We start from the raw sequence: 16,638 nt of genomic DNA on the forward strand, positions 1-16,638 counted from the left end.
AATGTCACTGACATCCATAAATTGATCCAAAGGAATTCTCAACCAGACCAAAAAGCCTGGACGAGGATAAAATTTGGCATTTGACAAGTGCACGCTGTTGAGTTCTCAAGGAACGGACGCTCCTGCCTTCCAGCCTCTCGGCCTTCTCTGCAGGGCAACCTGTTCATCTTACCCCCTCGATGGGAGCACAGTCAAATCGCAGCGGGCGTTCTTTCGAGACGCACACAGCCTTCGACTGCTCCGTGGTGGAGGAGGCGAACCCTTCCTTCGACCCGGAGGTCGTGCCGCGCCGATGCGAGGCTGGAAGGATCTTGTTCTCCGCTTGAGGGGGGCGGGACTCTCAGTCCCGCGCTCTTCCCTGTGGGGCGAACAAGTAATACTTTACGTGCGATCCCCCCATCCGTCGAATCCAGCCCGCACCCCGGGCGTGTCGCACCCCACAACCCGCAGAAAACCGCGGAAGAAGGCCGATGGCTGCTCGGGCATGCGGCTCGATCACGACAGGGACGCCACGAAGGATTCGGCCCCCGGCCGCTGGCGGGCGCGCGCGCGACGGGCTATCGTCCGCGCATGTCCTCCGATCCGCACGCGGGCCTCGCCCTGCTCTCCCGGCTGTGGGGAGAGCTTGAGCGACACCCTCGTGAGCTCGCGTCCATTGCCGCGGCGCGGCATCCGGTGCCCCTGCCTGCCCGCACCGACGTCGCAGGCCTCGCCTGGGCGAGCGTGGCCGCCGCATCGCTGGCCGCCGCACGCGCGGCGGGCGCCGCGAGCGTGGAGCTCGATCCGGATCGCATCGCCGTCGCCTACGCGAGCGAGAAGCACGGGCAGGTGGACGGGGCTGCCCCGACGGCGTTCGCGCCGCTGTCGGGCTTCTTCCGCACCGCAGACGGATGGGTGCGCACGCACGGCAACTATCCGCACCACGCGCGTGCCCTGCGTTGCGCGCTCGGCCTCGCACCCGACGCCGGGCGCGAGGCCGTCGCCGACGCACTGGGCACACGCGGCGCCGCAGAGGCGTCGGAGGCGATCGTCGCTGCCGGCGGGATCTGCGCCCCGGTCGCGCGCGAAGACGCCGTCGCCGACCGGGTGCTGCGCACGAATCCGCTGGTCACGATCACGCGCCTCGGCCCCGCCGACGCCGGCAGGTGGAGTCCGGACGCCCTCGATGCGCCGCTGCGCGGCATCCGTGTGCTCGATCTCACCCGCGTGATCGCCGGCTCGGTCTGCACCCGCACACTGGCCCTGCTCGGAGCCGACGTGCTGCGTATCGACCCGCCCGCGATGCCTGAGCCGCGATGGCAGCACCTCGACACCGGGCACGGCAAGCGCTCGGCCCTGCTCGATCTGGACGACGCCGCGGATCGACTGCGCTTGGACGAACTGCTGGCCACCGCCGACGCCGTGGTGCTGGGCTACCGCCCGGCGGGGCTCGCGCGCCTCGGCCTGTCTCCCGCCTCGCTCGCCGCTCGCAAGCCGGGCATCGTCGTCGCGCAGCTGTCGGCATGGGGCGCGGACTGGCCGGCCCGTCGCGGATTCGACAGCGTCGTGCAGGCGGCGAGCGGCATCTCGTGGATCGAGTCCGCCGACGGCCAGGCACCCGGCGTGCTGCCCGCGCAGGCCCTCGACCACAGCGCGGGCTACCTGCTGGCGACCGCCGTGATCACGCTGCTCGAGCGTCGGCGAGCCGAGGGCGGATCGTGGCTGGCGCACACGTCGCTGCGCCGCGTCGCGGCAGAGCTATGCGGGATGCCGCGCACGTCCGAGCCGGCACCCGCGGCATCCGTGGCCGCACCGGCGCGGCACCTGCAGACGTTCCGTGTCGCCGGGGCCCGGGTCACCACCGCCGCCCCGGCCGTGGCCTATGCAGGCGGGCCGACCGTGTTCGCGTCGCCTCGGCCGTGGGGGCAGGACGCACCCGCCTGGCTCTGACGCGCCCGGGCTCTCCCGGCGCGACCGCTATCGGACAGCCTCGCCTATCGCACCCGGGCGCGGCCTCGCACCGCCCGCACGACCTGCACCCCCACGCACAGCCCGAGCGTCGCCGCGCCCCACACCGCACAGGCCGGCGGGAGCACCGCATAGGCCAGATGCTGCGGTGTGAACGCGGGCGTGAAGCCGCCCGCGGCCGCATAGCCGAGGGCCAGCGCGACCACGAGGACCACCGGCAGCGCGGGCATCCACGCCACACGCACCCCTGCGGGGAGGAGTCGGTCGACGTGCGAACGCGAACGCCGACGCAGCCACAGCACCGCCCACACCGCGACGATCGCCAGACCCAGCACACTCGAGCCGTGCTGCAGCCACCGGTAGCCGTCGAGCAACCCCCACCGTTGGCTGAGCAGCGGCAGTGCCGCGACGCCCCAACGGCCATCGTGCGTGAACAGGTCCCACACGATGTGCGAGACGACGCCGAGCGCGAGGGAGACCGCCAGCAGCGCGATCGCGACCCCGCGCGACCGGCGCCCCGGCCCGTCGCTGCGCCCGCCGAACGTCTCGCCCGCGGCCGCCGCGGCGCCGGCATCCCACTCCCCCGGCAGCCGCGCTGCCAGCCACCCCGGCGAGAGCTCGCGCACGGCCGGGCGCACGGCGCACCGCCACACGAGCAGCAGCGCGAGCGCGAGCAGCATCGTCACCGGCAGCCATGCGAGGTCGTGGGTCCAGCCGTAGCGGATCGGCGTCCCGCGCACGAACAGCGGCAGGTCCGGCGTCATCGCGCCCACCGCGATCGCCGCCGGAACGAGCGGCGTGCGCAGGAACGGGAGCGCAACGACCGCGTGGCTCGGCGTGAACGGCATGAGCGCCTCGTCCCGCCCGCTACCGGCTCAACGACCGGCGCGGACGAACAGTCCCGCGAGCGTCTTCTTTCCGCGACGGAGCACCGACACCCCGCCCGGCAGCGCGCCCGTCACCAGCGCGCCCTCGTCCTCGACGCGCACGCCGTCGAGCGACACGCCGCCCTGGGCGATCGCACGCCGGCCCTCGGACAGCGACGAGACGAGGCCTGTCTCGACGAGCGCCTGCACGACGGTCGTGGAGACAGGCACCTCCGCATGCGGCAGCTCGACAAGCGCGCTGCGCAGCACGTCCGAGTCGAGCGATGTGAGGTCGCCCTGTCCGAAGAGGGCGTCGGATGCCGCGATCACCGCGGCCGTGGCATCCGGTCCGTGCACGAAAGCGGTCACCTCGAGGGCGAGCCTGCGCTGGGCCTCGCGGCGGAACGGCTCGGCGGCGACCAGGCGCTCGTACTGGTCGATCTCGTCGCGCGTGAGGAAGGTGAAGACCTTCAGGCGATCGACGACGTCGGCGTCGTCCTGGTTGAGCCAGAACTGGTAGAAGGCGTAGGGGCTGCACATCGCCGCATCCAGCCAGATCGCGTTGCCCTCGCTCTTGCCGAACTTGGTGCCGTCGCTGTTGGTGATCAGCGGCGTGCCGATGGCGTGCACGTGGACGCCCTCAACCCGGTGGATGAGATCGGTGCCGCTGGTGAGGTTGCCCCACTGGTCGCTGCCGCCTGTCTGCAGCACGCAGTCGTACGCGCGGTACAGCTCCAGGTAGTCCAGGCCCTGCAGGATCTGGTAGCTGAACTCGGTGTAACTGATGCCCGCCTCGGAGTTCAGGCGCGCGGCGACCGCATCTTTCTTCAGCATCGTGCCGACACGGTAGTGCTTGCCGATCTCGCGCAGGAAGTCGATCGCCGACATCGGCGCGGTCCAGTCGAGGTTGTTCACGATGCGCGCGGCGTTCTCGCCCTCGAAGCTGAGGAAGCGCTCGACCTGTGCGCGCAGGTACCCGACCCACTCGGCGACGGTCTCTTTCGTGTTGAGCGTGCGCTCGGCGCTCGGGCGCGGATCGCCGATGAGGCCGGTCGATCCTCCGACGAGCCCGAGCGGCTTGTGCCCGGCCAGCTGCAGGCGCCGCAGCAGCAGCAGCTGCACGAGATTGCCGAGGTGAAGGCTCGGCGCGGTGGGGTCGAACCCGCAGTAGTACGTGATCGGGGCTCCGCCGAGAAGGGCGCGCAGCGCCTGCTGGTCGGTGGACACATGCACGAGGCCACGCCAGACGATCTCGTCCCACACGTTCTCGAACGAGGGGTCGTTTGCCGGGGTGGTCGCGCTCACGACGGGCGTAGACACGCGTCTCAGGCTATCAGCGCGAGACAGAGGGGCCGGATGCCGCGACCGGCCGCACTCCGTCGCGGTGGCGCATTACCGTGCCTACCTGGATGGACTGCGTGAGCCGGCTGTGATCCGGATGGTGAATCGCTGGGAGATCACTGGATAATCCGCTGTGGTCTGACAACAGGTGTTAGATAAAGGTGTGCCCCACCCCGAGGGGCATCCCGTGGACCAGTCGCCCACCGAAGGCGACCCGGTACCCCTCCGGAGAGCGACCCGTCGCCGTAGCGGTTCGTCGAACCCCGGAAGCGCCCCGTCGCACTCCTCTGACGACCCGTCGTCACCGAAACGACGCCACGTCGGACGCACCTGATCGCGCGTCACTCCCGTGCGCAGCCACTTGGAGGTGCATTGTGCGCACCCAGAAGAAGAGGTCCCTGAGGGGACTGGTCGCTGCCGTCGCAGCGATCGGCGTCCTGCTGTCAGGCGGTATCGCCCAGACAGCGTATGCCGACGATCCACCACCGACCGATACGAGCTGGACGATCACCGCGTTCCAGTACCGCGCCACCGTCTCAGGCGGTCTGCCGACAGCCTCGGCCCCGGCCCCCGACGTGACGCAAGGGTATCCCGCCGCTCCGCCCGTCGGGTATCAGGCGACCTCGCCGACGGCGTCGCTCGTCGAAGCCGTCGGCGACGAGTCCGGCCAGACGCTGCAGCTGTACTGCATCGATCTCAAGACGGGCACGACGACCGGCAACATGTACCAGCTCGGAACGTGGGGCGACGCCGACGTCCCGAACTCCGCCTATATCGCGCAGCTGCTCGGGAACTACTTCCCGAACGCCGGCAGCCCCTCAGATGTGCCGGCAGTCCAGGCCGCGATCTGGTTCTTCAGCGACGGGTTCATCCTCGACGACTCGAACCCCGTCCTGCGGGCGAAGGTCGCCGCGATCGTTCAGGACGTCCTCGACCGGGGCCCTGCCCCCGAGCCGACTCCCCCGTCGATCGCGATCCAGGCCCCCGGGTCTACGACCATGTTCGCGGACCAGGCCGTCGGGCCCTTCGTTCCCGTGGCCAACGGTGACGTCACCGTCACCGTGGTCGGCGGGACCATGTGGACCGCCGACGGCGGCACCCAGATCGCCGACGGGACGACGGTGCCTGCGGGCACCGCGATCTATCTGCGGGCCGATCCCGGCCAGACCTCGAGCACCCTCACCGCGGTCGGCAGCGCGACCATCGCGGGCGGCACCGCGTTCCTGTTCACAAAGGGCGCGGGCGCCGCGCAGAAGCTGATCCTCGGCAGGAACGCCACGCTCACCGCGAGCGCGGAAGCCACCGCGACGTTCGTCCCGTTCGGCTCACTCGTCGTGGACAAGACGATCGCCGGTGAAGGCGCGGGACTGCAGGGCGAGGTCGTGCTCCACGTCTCGTACCCCGGATTCGAGCAGGACTTCGTGATCCCCGCGGGCACCGCCGGACCCACCACGATGCTGATCGAACGCGTCCCGCTGGGGACGGTCGTGACCATCACCGAACCGGCCGACGGCAGCAGCGTCGGGCTGAGCGTCGAGGTCACCGGTCTCCGACAGGTGCTGGTCGACACCGCCGAGGGCGCACACGCCGACGTGGTGAACACCTACACCCGCCAGTACGGCTCGCTCGTCGTCGACAAGACGTTCACCGGCGACGGCGCGGGACTGCAGGGCGAGGTCGTGCTCCACGTCTCGTACCCCGGGTACGACCGGGACATCGTGATCCCCGCCCGCACCACCGCAGCCGTCTCGACGCTGATCGAGAACGTGCCGCTGGGAACTGCGGTGACCATCACCGAACCGGCCGACGGCAGCAGCGTCGGGCTGAGCGTCGAGGTCACCGGTCTCGGACAGGTGCTGGTCGACACCGCCGAAGGCGCACACGCCGACGTGGTGAACACCTACACCCGCCAGTACGGCTCGCTCGTCGTCGACAAGACGTTCACCGGCGACGGCGCGGGACTGCAGGGCGAGGTCGTGCTCCACGTCTCGTACCCCGGGTACGACCGGGACATCGTGATCCCCGCCCGCACCACCGCAGCCGTCTCGACGCTGATCGAGAACGTGCCGCTGGGTACGCAGGTCACCGTGACCGAGTCCGCGAACGGCGCCCGCGACGGGCTGACCGTGAAGGTCACCGGCCTCGGCCAGACCTTGGTCGTCGCCCCCGAGGGCGCGCGCGTGAACGTCGTGAACACCTACGACACGCCCAAGCCGGGCACACTGTCCTGGACCGGCCTGGACGCCTTCGCGATCGGCGTCCCCGCCGCTCTCGCGGCAGCGCTGCTCGCCGCCGGCGCCATCGTGCTGGCCGTCAGGCGCAAGAAGGCCTGAACCGCGCGCCCGATCGCCGGATGCCCCGACCGGGCGTCCGGCGATCGGGGCTGCCCGGGCGTGGTCGAAGGTCATGTCGTCGGCTCGTGCGAGACTGACCGACATGCCCCTCGCGATTCCCGCCGACGTCGTCGCCGCGATCCTGTCGATCTTCCTCTTCCTGGCGCTGTGCGGCGCGCTGGCCCTCGTCACGCTCAGCCTGCGCCGGCCCCCGACGATGTCGCTTGCGATCGCGACCGGACTGATCGTGCTGTCGCTGGCCGTGGTGGCGGTGTCGCCGGTGAACGTGCCGACCCTGATGGGCTTCATCCTGGCTCTGCTGGGCATCGCGCTGGCGGTGCTCGGCGGAAACCCGCTCACCCGTCGGGTGCTCGAGATCGCCGCCCACGGCCGGGTGCGTGAGACACCCGACGGCGGGATCATCCTGAACGCCGCGACCGGCGACGAGCCGGGGCCCGCGCTGATGCGCGGCGGAACCGTGATCGGCTACCTCGAGCGACTGGCGTCGGTCGTGGCGATCCTCGCCGGCTATCCCGAGGCGATCGCCGTGATCGTCGCCGTGAAGGGAATCGGCCGCTTCTCGGAACTGGCGACCCCCGAAGCGCGCGAGAGGTTCATCATCGGCACCTTCGGGAGCCTGCTGTGGGCGTGCGTCGTCGGTGGGCTGGTGCGTCTGGCGATCTGGTGACGACCGAGACGGCGCCGGGTCAGCCTGTCATGGCGAGCAGCCGGTAGCCCTCGACCACGGCAGACCCGCCCGCGCTCGCGAGCGCCTGCGACACCGCGGACTGGGTGACGCCTTCGTCCTCGGCGAGGGCGCGCTGCGTGAGGCCCAGGCACCGCCCGTAGGCCAGGCGCCGTGTGCGCTCCGGCATGTTCGTGACGAGCTCGTCGCGCGCGAGCAGGTACGCGTTCGCCCGTCGCACGGCACCGGGGTCGAGGTCGCCGTCGACGGATGCCGCCACCCACGTCCGCAGGCCGGGAGCGCTGCGCCGCTGCATCCGTTCCACGGTCTCGATCGCGTCGCGCGCCGCCCACCAGCCGGGACCTTCGGAGATGTCGCCGGTCGCCGAGGGGATGGTCCCGACCGCTCCGATGCCGAGCCCGAATCGGCAGTCCAGGGGCGCCGGCAGCGCGAGCCGGAAGAGCAGGATCGCGGCGAGGGCGTGATCGAGCGTGCCGTAGACGCCCTGCAGCTCGTCGCCGACGATCGGGTGCAGCGCGGTCGTGGGCGTGGGCCCGGCATCGGTGATGGCGGCGACCGTGTCATCGAGCGCGCGCTGAGCGGCGACGCGGTCGGCGATACCGCGCGAGCCGATGATGTCGACGATCACCGCAACGGGCATGGGAACAGTGTATCGCTGATTTTTACTGAATATCAGCAGATCACTGATGTTCTGAAACGATAAGCCGAAGGCCGATCCGGCCGCTCACAGACCCAGCGCGTGAGCGGCCGTCTGCGCGCGCGCGATGAGCTCGGTGCGCTGCTCGGCGACACGGACGGGCGCGGTTCCTCCCGCGCCGTCGCGGCTAGCGACCGAACCCTCGGCCGTCAGCACGTCTCGCACCTCGGGGGTCAGGTGCGGCGACACCGCGGCGAAGTCCTCATCGCCGGCCTCGTGCAGTTCGATCCCACGGTCTTCGCACAGCTTCACGAGGGCGCCGGACACCTCGTGCGCCTCGCGGAACGGGATGCCGCGCTTGACGAGCCAGTCCGCGACATCCGTCGCCAGCGAGAAGCCCTGCGGCGCGAGCGCCGCCATCCGCTCCGTGTCGAAGCGCAGCGTCGCGATCATGCCCGCCACCGCAGGCAGCACGATCTCGAGCGTGCGGACCGAGTCGAACACCGGTTCCTTGTCCTCCTGCAGATCGCGGTTGTAGGCCAGCGGGAGTCCCTTGAGCGTTGCCAGCAGGCCAGCGAGGTTGCCGATGAGCCGCCCGGACTTGCCGCGCGCGAGCTCGGCGATGTCGGGGTTCTTCTTCTGCGGCATGATGCTCGAGCCGGTCGAGTACGCGTCGTCGAGTCGCACGAACCCGAACTCGCGCGTGTTCCAGATGATCAGGTCTTCCGACAGCCGCGAGACGTCGACGCCGATCATCGCAGCGATGAACGCGAACTCGGCCACGACGTCGCGTGCCGACGTGCCGTCGATCGAGTTCTCGGACGGCCGGGCGAGCCCCAGTTCGGCGGCGACGAGCTGCGGGTCGAGCCCGAGGCTGGAACCGGCGAGCGCTCCCCCGCCGTAGGGCGAGACCGATGCCCGCGCCGACCAGTCCCGCAGGCGCTCGATCTCGCGCACGAGCGGCCACGCGTGAGCCTGCAGATGGTGCGCGAGCAGGATCGGCTGCGCGTGCTGCAGGTGCGTGCGGCCGGGCATGATCGCGTCGGGGTGCGCCTCGGCCTGCGCGACCAGCGCGTCGATGATCCGCAGCAGGTCGCGCGCGATCGTGCGGGAGTGGTCCAGGAGGTACATCCGCACGAGCGTCGCGATCTGGTCGTTGCGGCTGCGCCCGGCGCGCAGCTTCCCGCCGAGCTCTGGCCCGACCTCGGCGATCAGCGCCGCCTCAAGCGCTCCGTGCACGTCCTCGTCGCCGGGAGCGGCCACGAGCGAGCCGTCCGAGATGCGCCGGGCCAGCGCGTCGAGCCCCGCGTGCATGCGGATGGCCTCGTCGTCGGTCAGATAGCCCGCGGCGGCGAGCGCCTTGGCGTGAGCGTGCGAGCCCGCGATGTCGTACAGCGCGAGCGCCCAATCGAAGTGGGTCGAGACGCTCAGAGCCGCCAGCTCAGGCGACGGCCCTCCCGCGAATCGCGCACCCCACAGCGCGCCCTTGTTCGTTCCGTCCTGCTTCTCGCCGCTCACCGCTCCAGCCTACCCAGCGACCCCCGAGCGTTCGGGCAGGTGAGGGTACCCTAAGCTGTCGGGCGTGACCCGAATCCCGACACCCGCCCCGAAGACCGGCGCCACGGCATCCCCCCGCTTCTTCTCGACCCGGACCCTGCTCACCCTCGCCGCAATCGGCGTGGCCGGCGCCATCGTGGTCACGCCGTCGGCGTGGCTGGCCCGGGGTCTGTGGGTGGCCGCGCCCATGCTGTACGGACTCGCGGTGGTGCCCTACGTGATCCCGGGGGTCATCGCTCAGTCCCTCGTGCGGCGCGGCGGCGCCGCCCTCCTCGTGGGGGTCGTGGCCGGAGTCGTCGCGATCCCGTTCACGGGAGGCATCGGAACGCTCACGCTCTTGCTGTTCGTGGCGGTGTTCCAGGAGTTGACGTACCTGATCACGCGCTGGCGCCGCTGGACGACGGCCCTGGCCTACCTGGCCGCCGCCGTGCTCACCGTCGCCTACGCCGCCTATTGGGCCGTCACCCTCAACGCCGAGGTGTTTCCCGGCTGGGTCAAGGCCGGCGCGATCGCCCTGCTCGCGGTGACGATCTTCGCCTCCACGACCCTCGGCCTGGTGATCTCGTCAGGGCTGCGCCGCGCGGGCGTCGGGCGCTGACGGTTCGCGCACGATGCGCGAGGCCCGATCGAACACCCACTCGAGCGGACCTCGCCCGATCAGCAGCGCCCACGCGGAGCATCCGACGATCGTCCACAGCGTCAGCGGGATGAACGGCTCCAGGTCCCGGAATCCCGTGAGGTCATCGGGCCGACCGAGCACCGCGGTCGCGACCCACGCCCACACCAGCAGCTGAACCGTGTAGGCGGTGAGCGGCATCGCGCCGACAGCGCGCAGCGGCAGCACGACCCACACGAGCACGGTGCGGCACACGAGCATGCTCGCCGCGATCACCGCGATCGCGAACCCGCCCGACCCGATCACCTCCAGCAGCCCGCTCGAGTGGGGCCGCGCAGTCCAGACCGCACCCCAGAACGAGAAGACCTCGGATGCCTCGTCCGCGCCGGTCGCGGCATCCGCACCGTAGCCGGCCACCGCGAGCACCGCACCCGACGCCAGCGCGATCAGCTGCACGCGCGTGCGCCGCAGGCCCGCGCGCGCGAGCCCCAGGCCGGCCACGACGAAGGCGATCCACACCGGGAACGGGTAGTGCCAACCGAGCACCGTCGCCACGGCCCGGCCCTCGTCGGTGCGCCAGAACGGCGCCGCGTCCAGCCACACCTGGATGAACGGCATGACGAGCGCGAGCGCACCGGCGAGCGGAAAGAGCACGCGCGCATCGAGCGCGGTCAGCGGCAGCGCGAGGAGGAACAGAATGCCGTAGGCGGGCAGGATCACGTAGACCGGGACCCCCGTCGCCCACAGCAGCAGACCCAGCACCCACAGAAGCAGCGCGCGGACGGCCAGACGCCCGCGGGCAGTGGCCATCGCCTCACGCGCGAGCGGCCGGGTGCCGCCGGTGACCAGGCCGATCGACACGCCGGCGAGCGTCGCGAAGAGGATCGACGAACGCCCGTTCACGATGTCGATCCAGGTGGCGGGAGTCCCCCAGTCGAAGGGTCCGCTGTCGGGCAGCAGGTGCGCGGCGAACATGCCGAGCACCGCGAGCCCCCGCGCGAGGTCGACTCCGGCCAGGCGCGCGGGACCGTTCAGGCGCCGCCAGTGCGTCGCGAGCGGGCGCGCGCCGGGACGCGCGGTGCGTTTGGTCTGGCTTGCCTCGCTCAACGACAGGGTCTTCCGCTCACCTTCGCCCCGCTGCGCGCCCGGGTCAGTCCTGCTGGCTCAGCAGCCAGACCAGCAGCGCCTTCTGCGCGTGGAGCCGGTTCTCGGCCTCGTCCCACACGACGCTCTGCGGACCGTCGATGACTTCGGCGTCGACCTCGTAGCCGCGGTCGGCAGGCAGGCAGTGGATGAAGATCGCCTCGCCCGCAGCCAGTGACATGATCTCGCTCGTCACCTTGTAGCCGCCGAGGTCGCGCAGACGTGCGAGCTTCTCCTCCTCCTTGCCCATCGACACCCACGTGTCGGTGACGATGACATCTGCACCGGCCGCGGCCTCGTTGGCGTCGGTGTACAGCGTGACCGACCCCCCGGTCCCGACGGCAAGGCGGTCCGCGTCGGCGATCACGTCCTCGCGCGGGGCGTAGTCCTCGGGCGAGGCGACGCGCACGTGCATCCCGGCGGTGACCCCGGCGAGCACGTAGGAGTGGGCCATGTTCGATCGGCCGTCGCCGAAGAACGTGAGGGTGAGTCCCTTCAACTCGCCCTTGTGCTCGCGGATGGTGAGCAGGTCGGCGAGCAGCTGGCACGGGTGGAAGTCGTCGCTCAGCGCGTTGACCACCGGCACGCGCGTGCCCCGCGCCATCTCCTCGAGCCCCGCCTGCGCATAGGTGCGCCACACGATCGCCGCGACCTGGCGCTCGAGCACACGGGCCGTGTCGGCCGGGGTCTCCTTGCCGCCGAGCTGGCTGTTGGCCGTCGAGATGATCAGCGGCGAGCCGCCCAGGTCGGCGATGCCGACAGCGAACGAGACGCGCGTGCGGGTCGAGGACTTGTCGAAGATCACGGCGACCGTCTGCGGGCCGGCGAGCGGCTTGCGGGCCCAGCGGTCCTTCTTCAGCTCGATCGCGAGGTCGAGGATCTCGCGCTGCTCGGCCTGCGTCAGGTCGTCGTCGCGCAGCAGGTGGCGGGTCATGCGCGGGCTCCTTCGGACTCGGCCGGCTCGTGCGCATTCAGCAGCACGGCGGACTCGACGGTGGCCAGCGCCGCGGCGAACTTCTGCGCGAACTCGTCGATCTCTTCGTCACCGATGTTCAGCGGCGGGGCGATGCGGATCGTGTCGTCGTTCACGGCGTTGACGATCAGGCCGTGCTGCTGGGCGGCTGCGGCCACGGACGCCGACACCGGATGCTTCAGCCCGATGCCGATGAGAAGGCCCTGGCCGCGGCATCCGGTCACAAGCGGCGACCCGATCGCCTCGATCGCCGCGCGCAGCTGCGGGCCGCGCTCGGCGGCGTTCTGCACGAGACCGGCGGACTCGATCTCGGCGAGCACTGCCGCAGCCACCGCCGTGCCGAGCGCGTTTCCGCCGAAGGTCGACCCGTGCGTGCCCGGGTAGAACAGCTCGCTGGCCGCGCCGAAGGTGATGAGGCCGCCGATCGGGAACCCGCCGCCGATGCCTTTGGCGACAGTGATCGCGTCGGGGGTGATGCCCTCGTGCTGGAACGCGAACCACGCCCCCGTGCGCCCGGCGCCGGTCTGGATCTCGTCGAGGATCAGCAGCGCGCCGTGCTTCTCGGTGAGTGCGCGCGCCGCGGCGAGGTACCCGTCGGGCAGCGGCAGCACGCCCGCCTCGCCCTTGATCGGCTCGAGGAACACCGCCGCAACGCGGTCGTCGATCGCCGCCTCGAGGTCTTCGATGGCCGAGTCGATGTGCTCGACGCCTTCGACCATGGGCTGGAACGGCTCCTGCATCGCCGGCTTGCCGGTGAGGGCGAGGGTGCCCATGGTGCGGCCGTGGAACGCGTTGCGCAGGGCCAGGATGCGCGGCTTCTCTGCCCCGCCGTGCAGCCGCGCGAGCTTGAACGCGGCCTCATTGGCCTCGGCGCCGGAGTTGCAGAAGTACACGCGCCCCTCGGGGCCGGTTCCCGCCAGGCGCTTCAGACGCGCCGCGAGGGCGAGCTGCGGCGGGGTGGCGAAGTAGTTCGAGACGTGCGCGAGCGTCGCGGCCTGCTGCGCGACCGCCTCGACGAACACGGGGTGCGCGTGCCCGAGCGAGTTCACCGCGACTCCGGCCAGGAAGTCGAGGTAGCGCCTGCCGTCGGCGTCCCACACGTGGGCGCCCTCGCCGCGCACGATGAGTGCGAGGCGGTCGCCCGCGTTGCGCACGAGGTCGCGCGCCACGTCCTCCTGCCAGCCGTCGGTCGTCTGCTGCTGCGGCACGTCGATCTGTCGGCTCATTGGGCCACCACCTCTGTTCCGATTCCCTTGCTTGTGAAGATCTCGACGAGCACCGAGTGCGGCACCCGTCCGTCGATGATCGCCGCCGTCTCGACCCCGCCCTCGACGGCGTCCAGGCACGCCTGCATCTTGGGGATCATGCCCGACTCAAGGGTCGGCAGCATCGCGCGGAGGTCCTGCGCGGTCAGGTGCGACACCAGCGAGTCGCGGTTGGGCCAGTCGGCGTACAGTCCCGGGACGTCGGTCAGCACGACGAGCTTGGCCGCGCCCAGGGCGATCGCGAGCGCCGCGGCCGCCGCGTCGGCGTTGACGTTGAGCGAGTGGCCCGGTTTGTCGAGGTCGGGCGCGATGCTCGAGACGACCGGGATGCGACCGGCGCCCAGCTGGTCGAGCACCGGCTGCGGGTCGACCTCGACCACATCGCCCACCCGACCCAGGTCGTGCTCCACACCGCCGATCACGACTCCGCGGCGGCGACCGCCGAACAGGCCCGCGTCCTCGCCGCTCAGACCCGTCGCGACCGGTCCGTGCGCGTTGATCTTCGCCACCAACTGCGGATTGATCTGGCCGGTGAGCACCATCCGGACGACTCCGATGGCCTCGGTCGAGGTGACGCGGTAGCCGCCCTTGAACTCGCTCGGGATCTCGAGCCGGTCAAGCATCGACGAGATCTGCGGCCCACCCCCGTGCACGACGACGGGCTTGACCCCGACGTACCGCAGGTAAGCGATGTCGGCGGCGAAGGCATCCTGCAGCTGGTCGCTGATCATGGCGTTGCCGCCGTATTTGACCACCACGATCTGGTCGCGGAAGCGCCGCAGCCACGGCAGCGACTCGATGAGGGTCGCGGCCTTGGCCGACGCCTCGCCGGGATCAGTCTCTTGCAGATCGGTCATGATGAGTACGCGCTGTTCTCGTGGACGTAGTCGTGGGTGAGATCGTTGGTGCGGATGATCGCCGACGCGTCTGCGGCCTTGAGGTCGATCAGCACGTGCGTCGCCCGCGGCGTCAGGTCGACCTCTTCGCGGGGCCGGTCCGGTCCCCCGTTCGAGCACACCCGCACGCCGTTCATCTCGACGTCGACCGAGTACGGGTCAAACTCCGCCTGCGTCGTGCCGATCGCCGCGAGCACACGGCCCCAGTTCGGGTCGTTGCCGAAGATCGCCGCCTTGAACAGGTTGTTGCGGGCGACCGCCCGGCCGACCTCGACCGCGTCGGACTCGGATGCCGCGTGCACGACCTCGATCGAGATGTCGTGGCTCGCACCCTCGGCGTCGCCCTGCAGCTGCACCGCGAGGTTCGTGCACACGTCGACGAGCGCGAAGCGGAACGCGTCGGGGTCGGGCGTCACGCCGCTGGCGCCGCTGACCATCAGAGTCACCTGATCGTTGGTCGACATGCAGCCGTCCGAGTCGAGGCGGTCGAAGCTCACGTGCGTCGCGGCGCGCAGGTGCGCATCGGCCTGGTCGGCGGTGAGCACGGCGTCGGTCGTGATGACGACGAGCATCGTCGCAAGGCCCGGCGCCAGCATCCCGGCGCCCTTCGCCATGCCCCCGATCATCCACCCGTCGCCGCGGAACGTGCTCGTCTTGTCGACGGAGTCGGTGGTCATGATCGCGCGGGCCGCGTCGGATCCGCCGTCGGGACTGAGCTCGGCGATCGCCTGCTCCGTTCCCGCAAGCACCTTCGCACGGAACACCTCGTCGCCGGCGCCGATGAGGCCCGTCGAGCACACGAGCACGTCTCCGGCGCTCACGCCCAGCAGCGCGGCCGCCTTCTCGGCGGTCTGATGCGTCGTCTGGAAGCCGAAGGACCCCGTGAAGCAGTTCGCGCCGCCGGAGTTCAGCACGATCGCCTCGACGACGCCGTCCTGGATGACCTGCTGCGACCAGATGATCGGGTTCGCCTTGGCGCGGTTGGACGTGAACACCGCCGCGCCGACCTTGAGCGGACCGCGGTTGACGACCACGGCGACGTCGGGCTTGCCGGTCGACTTCAGACCCGCCGCAACGCCGGCGGCCTCGAATCCCTGGGGCGCGGTGACGCTCACGGCGCGACTCCGTTCACGGTGAGGGCACGGCCTTCGGGGAGGCCGAGCGCGATGTTCATGGACTGCACGGCCGCGCCCGCGGTGCCCTTGACGAGGTTGTCGACGGCGGTCACGACGACCACGCGGTTCGCGGCGCGGTCGATCGCAAGCCCCATCAGGGCCGTATTGGCGCCGAGCACGTCGGCGGTGCGCGGGAACTGCCCCTCGGGCAGCAGCTGCACGAAGGTCTCGTCGCCGTACGCGGCCTCCCACGCGGCGCGGATCTCGTCGTCGCTCACCCCGGGCGCGATCGGCGCGGACGAGGTGGCGAGGATGCCCCGCGCCATCGGCACGAGCACGGGCGTGAACGACACGCGGATGCTCTCCTTCGGCGTGCCTTCGACGGGGGCGCTCGCGCTCCGCCGGGCCGCGGCGAGCGCCTGGCGGATCTCGGGGATGTGCCGGTGCACTCCGCCCACCGAGTACGGGTTCGCGGTGCCGAGGATCTCGCTGGCGAGCAGGTTCGTCTTGAGGCTCTTGCCCGCACCCGAAGGGCCGACGGCGAGCACCGTCACGATGTCGGACGGGTCGATCACGCCCGCCGCGACACCCGGCGCGAGGCTCAACGACACGGTCGACGCGTTGCAGCCGGGGGCGGCGATGCGCGTCGCACCCACGAGTCGCTCGCGCTGCTTCGAGCCGTTCACCGGCAGCTCGGGCACCCCGTACGTCCACGGATCGTGGAAGTCGCCCCCGTAGAAGCGATCCCAGTCCGCGACGGACTCGAGGCGGTGGTCGGCGCCCGCGTCGATCACGAGGGGCGTGTCGCCCAGCGCATCGGTGTACTGGCCCGACTGCCCGTGCGGGAGGGCCAGGAAGACGATGTCGTGACCGGCGAGGATGTCGGGAGTCGTCGGCTGCAGGGTGAGGTGCGCGAGCGAGCGCAGGTGCGGCTGGTGCTCGAGCAGCCGCTGCCCCGCGTTCGCGTGCGCGGTGACGGTGCGGATCTCGATGTCGGGGTGATCGGCGAGAAGACGGAGGATCTCGCCGCCCGCATAGCCGGAGGCGCCGGAGACGGCGACCGAATAGGTCATGCTTCAACCTTATTGTCTGGGGATCGGGGCCTGAGACGGGCGACACCCACGACGGCCGCTCGGGACCGGTTGCGGGGTCGCCTAGAGTCGGCGCTCGCCCAGACGGCGTCGGCGCACGGGAGCGGTGCTCGGAGCGAGCATCGCCAGTCCCACCGTGGCCGAAGGCATGG

General features: G+C 71.0%; 14 protein-coding genes. 4 read left to right on the plus strand and 10 right to left on the minus strand.

Annotation, left to right across the window (positions count from 1 at the left end; genetic code table 11):
• Positions 1-570: 570 nt before the first annotated feature.
• Positions 571-1,929 (plus strand): CoA transferase, encoded by a 1,359-nt coding sequence (locus AB1K54_RS04305; RefSeq protein ID WP_371201483.1) that lies wholly within the window; start codon positions 571-573, stop codon positions 1,927-1,929.
• Positions 1,930-1,973: 44 nt separating this feature from the next.
• On the opposite strand, the gene AB1K54_RS04310 is transcribed toward AB1K54_RS04305, so the two are convergent.
• Both AB1K54_RS04310 and tyrS read right to left on the minus strand, forming a co-directional pair.
• Entirely contained in the window at positions 1,974-2,795 is an 822-nt protein-coding gene (locus tag AB1K54_RS04310) for a DUF4184 family protein (protein WP_371201484.1), read from the minus strand.
• Positions 2,796-2,822: 27 nt separating this feature from the next.
• On the minus strand, positions 2,823-4,133 hold the full coding sequence (gene tyrS, locus AB1K54_RS04315) for a tyrosine--tRNA ligase (RefSeq protein WP_371201485.1): 1,311 nt from the start codon (positions 4,131-4,133) through the stop codon (positions 2,823-2,825).
• Positions 4,134-4,528: 395 nt separating this feature from the next.
• Between tyrS and AB1K54_RS04320 the strand changes: the two genes are divergently transcribed.
• Positions 4,529-6,487: a thioester domain-containing protein gene (locus AB1K54_RS04320; RefSeq protein WP_371201486.1), complete on the plus strand. Its 1,959-nt coding sequence runs from the start codon at positions 4,529-4,531 to the stop codon at positions 6,485-6,487.
• A gap of 103 nt (positions 6,488-6,590) precedes the next feature.
• Positions 6,591-7,175 (plus strand): hypothetical protein, encoded by a 585-nt coding sequence (locus AB1K54_RS04325; RefSeq protein ID WP_371201487.1) that lies wholly within the window; start codon positions 6,591-6,593, stop codon positions 7,173-7,175.
• A 19-nt stretch (positions 7,176-7,194) separates the two neighbouring features.
• Here AB1K54_RS04325 and AB1K54_RS04330 read toward each other — a convergent pair whose 3' ends face one another.
• Positions 7,195-7,833: a SatD family protein gene (locus AB1K54_RS04330; protein WP_371201488.1), complete on the minus strand. Its 639-nt coding sequence runs from the start codon at positions 7,831-7,833 to the stop codon at positions 7,195-7,197.
• An 84-nt stretch (positions 7,834-7,917) separates the two neighbouring features.
• Complete coding sequence (gene argH / locus AB1K54_RS04335; RefSeq protein ID WP_371201489.1) at positions 7,918-9,348, minus strand: argininosuccinate lyase; 1,431 nt, start codon at positions 9,346-9,348, stop codon at positions 7,918-7,920.
• Positions 9,349-9,412: 64 nt separating this feature from the next.
• On the opposite strand from argH, the gene AB1K54_RS04340 reads away from it, so the two are divergent.
• Positions 9,413-9,985: an ECF transporter S component gene (locus tag AB1K54_RS04340; protein ID WP_371201490.1), complete on the plus strand. Its 573-nt coding sequence runs from the start codon at positions 9,413-9,415 to the stop codon at positions 9,983-9,985.
• Here AB1K54_RS04340 and AB1K54_RS04345 read toward each other — a convergent pair.
• The 6 genes from AB1K54_RS04345 to argC are packed head-to-tail and all read right to left on the minus strand — an operon-like array spanning position 9,953 to position 16,468.
• Positions 9,953-11,110, minus strand: coding sequence for a heparan-alpha-glucosaminide N-acetyltransferase domain-containing protein (locus AB1K54_RS04345; protein ID WP_371201491.1), 1,158 nt, complete (start codon positions 11,108-11,110; stop codon positions 9,953-9,955). The two genes, AB1K54_RS04340 and AB1K54_RS04345, sit on opposite strands and share 33 nt — an antisense overlap.
• A gap of 43 nt (positions 11,111-11,153) precedes the next feature.
• Positions 11,154-12,080, minus strand: coding sequence for an ornithine carbamoyltransferase (gene argF / locus AB1K54_RS04350; RefSeq protein WP_371201492.1), 927 nt, complete (start codon positions 12,078-12,080; stop codon positions 11,154-11,156).
• Complete coding sequence (locus AB1K54_RS04355; protein WP_371201493.1) at positions 12,077-13,345, minus strand: acetylornithine transaminase; 1,269 nt, start codon at positions 13,343-13,345, stop codon at positions 12,077-12,079. The genes argF and AB1K54_RS04355 overlap by 4 nt, the downstream gene beginning before the upstream one ends.
• The gene (gene argB / locus AB1K54_RS04360; RefSeq protein WP_371201494.1) at positions 13,342-14,241 is read right to left on the minus strand and encodes an acetylglutamate kinase; all 900 of its coding nucleotides are present in this window, start codon (positions 14,239-14,241) and stop codon (positions 13,342-13,344) included. Before argB ends, AB1K54_RS04355 begins: the two co-directional genes overlap by 4 nt.
• Complete coding sequence (gene argJ, locus AB1K54_RS04365) at positions 14,238-15,395, minus strand: bifunctional glutamate N-acetyltransferase/amino-acid acetyltransferase ArgJ (RefSeq protein WP_371201495.1); 1,158 nt, start codon at positions 15,393-15,395, stop codon at positions 14,238-14,240. The genes argB and argJ overlap by 4 nt, the downstream gene beginning before the upstream one ends.
• Positions 15,392-16,468, minus strand: a complete 1,077-nt coding sequence (gene argC / locus AB1K54_RS04370; RefSeq protein ID WP_371201496.1) for an N-acetyl-gamma-glutamyl-phosphate reductase — start codon at positions 16,466-16,468, stop codon at positions 15,392-15,394. The genes argJ and argC overlap by 4 nt, the downstream gene beginning before the upstream one ends.
• Positions 16,469-16,638: the final 170 nt, after the last annotated feature.

Origin of the sequence: Microbacterium sp. BWT-B31, assembly GCF_041379855.1 — a bacterium.
In the GTDB taxonomy this organism is placed as follows: Bacteria; Actinomycetota; Actinomycetes; order Actinomycetales; family Microbacteriaceae; genus Microbacterium.

What these genes read in the sequence shown, in the direction of transcription:
- AB1K54_RS04305 (WP_371201483.1), top strand. Translation starts at nt 571, where the DNA reads ATGTCCTCCGATCCGCACGCGGGCCTCGCCCTGCTCTCCCGGCTGTGG.
- AB1K54_RS04310 (WP_371201484.1), bottom strand. Translation starts at nt 2,795, where the DNA reads ATGCCGTTCACGCCGAGCCACGCGGTCGTTGCGCTCCCGTTCCTGCGC.
- AB1K54_RS04325 (WP_371201487.1), top strand. Translation starts at nt 6,591, where the DNA reads ATGCCCCTCGCGATTCCCGCCGACGTCGTCGCCGCGATCCTGTCGATC.
- AB1K54_RS04330 (WP_371201488.1), bottom strand. Translation starts at nt 7,833, where the DNA reads ATGCCCGTTGCGGTGATCGTCGACATCATCGGCTCGCGCGGTATCGCC.
- argF (WP_371201492.1), bottom strand. Translation starts at nt 12,080, where the DNA reads ATGACCCGCCACCTGCTGCGCGACGACGACCTGACGCAGGCCGAGCAG.
- AB1K54_RS04355 (WP_371201493.1), bottom strand. Translation starts at nt 13,345, where the DNA reads ATGAGCCGACAGATCGACGTGCCGCAGCAGCAGACGACCGACGGCTGG.
- argB (WP_371201494.1), bottom strand. Translation starts at nt 14,241, where the DNA reads ATGACCGATCTGCAAGAGACTGATCCCGGCGAGGCGTCGGCCAAGGCC.
- argC (WP_371201496.1), bottom strand. Translation starts at nt 16,468, where the DNA reads ATGACCTATTCGGTCGCCGTCTCCGGCGCCTCCGGCTATGCGGGCGGC.